The organism is Pseudaestuariivita atlantica (assembly GCF_001205715.1).
In the GTDB taxonomy this organism is placed as follows: Bacteria; Pseudomonadota; Alphaproteobacteria; order Rhodobacterales; family Rhodobacteraceae; genus Pseudaestuariivita; species Pseudaestuariivita atlantica.
Window position 1 is genome coordinate 1 of sequence record NZ_AQQZ01000036.1, and the last position, 4923, is coordinate 4923.

At 54.1% G+C, this 4923-nt stretch carries 5 protein-coding genes; 1 reads left to right on the plus strand and 4 read right to left on the minus strand.

From position 1 onward, the window contains the following. On the plus strand, positions 1–817 hold an 817-nt coding region (locus ATO11_RS20855), incomplete at its 5' end, for an HNH endonuclease family protein (RefSeq protein ID WP_207383006.1). A gap of 2 nt (positions 818–819) precedes the next feature. Here the strand turns inward: ATO11_RS20855 and ATO11_RS21560 are convergent. The 4 genes from ATO11_RS21560 to ATO11_RS20875 all read right to left on the minus strand — a co-directional run. Continuing rightward, positions 820–1992 (minus strand): cysteine desulfurase family protein, encoded by a 1173-nt coding sequence (locus ATO11_RS21560; RefSeq protein ID WP_110553836.1) that lies wholly within the window; start codon positions 1990–1992, stop codon positions 820–822. Then, on the minus strand, positions 1989–2366 hold the full coding sequence (gene dndE / locus ATO11_RS20860; RefSeq protein WP_050532848.1) for a DNA sulfur modification protein DndE: 378 nt from the start codon (positions 2364–2366) through the stop codon (positions 1989–1991). Before dndE ends, ATO11_RS21560 begins: the two co-directional genes overlap by 4 nt. After that, positions 2366–4306: a DNA sulfur modification protein DndD gene (gene dndD / locus ATO11_RS21565; protein ID WP_082176578.1), complete on the minus strand. Its 1941-nt coding sequence runs from the start codon at positions 4304–4306 to the stop codon at positions 2366–2368. Before dndD ends, dndE begins: the two co-directional genes overlap by 1 nt. Beyond that, on the minus strand, positions 4303–4923 hold a 621-nt coding region (locus ATO11_RS20875; protein ID WP_341271341.1), incomplete at its 5' end, for a DNA modification system-associated small protein. The genes dndD and ATO11_RS20875, both read right to left, overlap by 4 nt.

A 4923-nucleotide genomic window follows, 5' to 3' on the forward strand; every position in this document is an offset into this window, starting at 1 on the left:
GGCTCATCCTTTGAGTGTTTTACTCTCCGGTAAACCCGGGGCGGTTCAGTCTGACGGCGACGTGGCTGGCGGAGGGCTACAATTAACGCCAGTCATGACACATCGGCTGGCATTTACCCTTCGCGACCTGAAGCTTCATTGGATACTTCCATTGGTCTGCGCCTCCAAGAACCTTGACGCGGGTCATCGTGAGCGGTTGCTCTGCGTGCTAGAGCGTTTCGCGTTTCGCTACGGAATCCTAGCGCGTGCGAGGATTGCCGAATACGACCGTAAGATTGGGCCCGTCATAACCTGTCTTAACACCACGCCGGCTGAGTATCGCTTGCCTGAAGTCGAAGCGATCTTGACGGATCTCCTAAATCGCTACGCAACAAGAGAGGCAATGCAACGTCAGCTGGAGGGGCTTGAGTACGAGCAGAACAAAAAGGCGCTCAAATATGTTCTTGCCATGACCGAATTCATGTCGACTTGGTATAACGGGCAAGCGAATGGACGGCCAACAGTTCTTGCTCCAAACGTTCCGATCGACATCGGCGCAATGACCTTGGAACATATCAGTCCTCAAAATCCTGAAGACGCAGGAGCTGAGATGCTCCCGCATCTTCACAAACTCGGAAACCTCACGCTTCTCAGCCAGGATGAGAATGATCGAGCCGGCAACAGACCATTTGCCGACAAAAAACCTGTCCTCGAAGGCTCTCGACTTCTAATCAATCAAGAAATTGCCGCGAATGAGGCTTGGGGCGCCGAACAGGCAAGCGCTCGCCAGAACGCCCTTAGAGACCAGGCAATGACAATCTTTGAGCTGACATTTTAAGCTTAGGCGGCGCTGCCCACCCGACCTCGTCTGATGTCGTTCACCGTTTGGGCGAACAGGTCGGCCGTCGTCTCGATCTCTTGTTCGGTTGTGCCGAAGCCCAATCCCAGTCGAAACGCACTCCGTGTGCGACTGTCGCCGACACCAAACATCGCTTCAAGAACATGGGAATCATCAATAGACTGCGTCGAACAGGCACTTGAACTTGAAAAGGTAATTCTGCTTGTAAGACGCCGCATCAAAGCTAGCGGCTCAACTTCCGCGATCGAGAGATTGAGAGAATTTGGAAGACGCGATACCTCTCCGCCATTCACGTGGGCATCGGTCTCAGCAACCAGGCGGCTTTCTAGCCTGTCGCGCAACGCGGCAATATCTGTAGCCCGGGTTAGTCTAGAGCGTCGGAGTTCGAAAGCTGCCCCGAGACCAACAATACCACCCGTGTTCAGTGTTCCAGACCGAAGGCCGCGTTCCTGACCGCCCCCTCTGACAAGGGGTTCTAACGCCACATGAGGTCGCCGACGTCGGCAATAGAGTGCGCCAACACCTTTCGGGCCATACATCTTATGCCCCGACAAACTCGCAAGATGGATATTCGCGGAGCCAACGTCGATCTCCTCATACGCTGTAAGCTGTGTCAGGTCGCAGTGAAACAATGCGCCATAGCGGTCGCAAAGGTTCCCAATCTCTGCGACTGGATGCCGAACACCTGTCTCGTTGTTGGCAGCCATGCAGCTCACAAGGGCTACGTTGCTCCTGAGCTCCCGCTCCAATCTGTCTAGATCAAACAGACCTTGATCGTTCACAGGTAGAATGACGGTATCTTCGGCCGGAACGGAATGTTTGATCGTCTCCAGGACAGAGGGATGTTCCGTGGCCACAGTGATTACACGTCGGCAGCCCTTTTGGCGCTGTTTGTGGATGGCCCCCAGAATTGCAAGGTTGTTAGCCTCTGTTGCACCACTCACAAACAAAATGTCAGCGGCGCGCGCGCCTATGCCTGTGGCAACCGTCTCTCGCGCTTCTTCTATTGCTGCAGCGGCGGCAGCCCCATCGGGATGGTCAACGGCTGATGGATTGCCCGGCAATTCTCGCATCGCCACCAAAATCCGTTGGATCACTGCTTCATCCACGGGAGTAGAGGCATTGTGATCAAGGTAGATCTGAGCGTCGGTCACGCAGCTATTCCCGACAAGAGCCTCGCAGCGTCAGAGGGCGTACTGATGCGAACCGCAATCTGTCCAATGCCGCGATCGATGTGACACCGCAAGCGCCGCAAAAGCTCCTGATCATCCATGTTTGCATCCGCTTCAGTCTCTTCGACAAGCGAGAGCAGGGAAAGGAAGATCGGCTGATCTGAGCCGAAGAGCGTGTAGGCATTGAATTCTTGGCCGTTTTCTTCAGGCGCCGACATGTCTCCAATCGGCCCAGTCTCCAATGAGGACGCCAGAGCCATCCGACACAACAGATTTGGTGTAAGCCCACTGCGTTGGCTAAGCATACGAAGTCGACCCGTTGCTTCGGAGGAAACTCTGAGCTTCGCAATATGCATCAGGCGAGCTCCTCTGCGAGATCTTCAATGGGAAAAAGAGTTGTCTGCCGGGCTTCCGCTGTTGCCTCAAGTTTGTAGCTGCGCGCTATGTGAGCCTCGAGGGTATCAGCAAGTTTCGGGGTCATCTCTGTATCCGTACAGAGCAAAATGACCTGATGACTTGCTGTTGGCAGGTAGTCGCGAACGATTGAGATTCGGTGACTTTGATCGAGCCGTGAGAACGGTGTATCGATGACGATCGGGAGCTGGCGACCGCTTGTCTTGCCAAGAGCCCATAGCATCGAAATAGCGTAGATTTGTCGCTCACCCGCCGAAAGACTGTTCTTCGCGATGGTTACACCATCGCTGCCTATCAGGGTGACGCTGAAATCCGCGGGATCAACATCAATGCTCGCGACAAGTGATTTCTTGCGGCTGAGCTTGTTAAAACATTCGACAAACTCTGATTTCAAACGCGCAATACGATCCTTCAATAGTGCAGTTCCAAATTCAGACAAAGCACCTTGAGCTCGCACCGCAAGTGCGGAACCTCGCTCTTCTTGCGCCTGGCGTTTTAGAGCGATTTCTTCTGACCTAAATTTGCGACCTATGACCTCAAGCTCGCGCAGCTGTCGATCTATCCGCTCATCACAGATTTGTAGCTCACGTTCCAAGCCGCCAAGTGTCCGCTCTGCTTCTTTCAAATCCGCAAGCGCCTGTTCGGCTTGTCCAGTATCAAACCCCTCGAGTTCTCTTTTGAGGCTGGCGCGGAGTTCCCTGTTGCGGTCAAATCGATCAGCAAGGTTTGCGGCCGTCTGTCGCCGCCCATCAGAAAGTTCGTTCAAACGCTGAAGTATCCAGTCCGGCTCTGCCCAAAGGCGATTGGCGCTTTCTGCTGGCCCTTTGGCGACACTCGCGCGCAATTCATCGAAGTGCTCACGTGACCAACAACCTTTCTTGCTGGCTCGCCCCAAAGCATTTTCTTCGAATGCATTGATGAAGCCGTGTACTGCGTCCCTTTGCGGGCCTTCACGCGCGTCGTTTGCCGATTGATAAAGCCTATCCACCAAGGAAGGAGCCAAGCTTAGTGGTAAAAGGTCATTGGCAGCACGCTTCAAATGAGCGCTCAGCTCTTCCCGAGTATCCTCCGCGGAGCGGAGCTTTGCCAAGACGTCTTCACGCGACTGCGCTTGACGGCCACCTTCACTGCGGTACGCCGCTTCAAAACGTTCGACACGCCTTGCCGCCTGATCACAACTGCTTTGAAGCTCCGCACGATGGTCTTGTTGCGTTTCCAGCTCGGATTTGAGCCGTTCCTGTTCTTCAAGCAAGCGATCGAATACATTACGAGAGTCTTGATCAGCGCGGCGGCTTGTGTAAACGGTCAGATCTGTCTGCAACTGGTCGATGATATCCAAGCCGAGCAGCGCCCGGATGGCATCGCGAAGGCCTAGACTGCCATCATCATCCGCAATTTCCTGTATCTTTTCACCGTCAAAGAAGAATAGTTGAGAAAGCCCAGGAGGGATCAGCTCTTCGACGTATTGAGCGTATTCAGAACGCTCCAAGTCGGAAATTGGATGCCCATCGCGGATAAGGTCAAACGTTTCAACCACGGATTTGCCGCGAGATGACCACGCCCGGGTGAGAGAATAGTCCGTCTCTTGGCCGTTCTCCACTCTGACAAAAGACAGCATGATCGATGCCTCTCGCGATGAGGCAGTCGCACTGATCTTCTTCAGAAGATGCTCTTCATATGTCGACTGTGCTGTTCTGGGACCAAGGGCGCGGCGTCCGTAAAGGGCAAGTCTTATGGCATCAAGGAACGTAGTCTTACCCCCGCCGTTGTGTCCCAGAATAGTAACCACATTGGCCCCTTCTCCGGGAGCCGTCTCCAGGTTGAAACTGTGCCTGCCGACATAGAGTCCAACGTTTTCGAGGGTAATTTCCCTAATTCTCATGAGGTTACACGCTCCTCGGGGACCCCTTCTTGGTCGACGCTTGTGTCAAAATCGGCAAGCACCTCCTCCTCCGACCGCCATTCCTTCTCCAGGATACTGGAGATGCGAGTATGGATTGAGGTCCGACGGCGCAAACCTTGCACCGAGCGCTCCGCATCCAGCAATTCGCTCATCATTTGAGTTGGGAGATCGTGCTCTTCGCAGATTTGGCGGAGAATTTCGCCGTCCCGCGAAGAAAATTCGAAATCGTCAGTTTCCTCCGCGGAAAGTTCCAGTCCTAGGATGTCGTTGACGATGGCATATGCGCTGTCGCCCCAATCACCTAACTCTCGACGCCATATTCGTTGAATTTCATGAACTTCCGCCGCATGGATCAGTGTCGGCGCGAGTTCATCTTCGGCAAGTTTGGCTGCTTCGTTCTGAGCGTTCAGAAGTCTTCTTAGAATCTCTTTTCGAAATTCAAGCTTGTAGGGACCCGGTATCAGTCCGTCTCCGGAGCGGTTAATCGTTACATGCCCTGTTCTTCTGCGGAAATCGCGCACTACTTTCTTGCGCTCAGGGTCAAGCGTCTCGGCCAGGAAATCGCGGACATCCAAGAGTGGCTCCCGCCACCCCTC

Coding starts and splice junctions, on each gene's coding strand:
- dndE (WP_050532848.1), bottom strand. CDS start 2,366: ATGCATATTGCGAAGCTCAGAGTTTCCTCCGAAGCAACGGGTCGACTT.
- dndD (WP_082176578.1), bottom strand. CDS start 4,306: ATGAGAATTAGGGAAATTACCCTCGAAAACGTTGGACTCTATGTCGGC.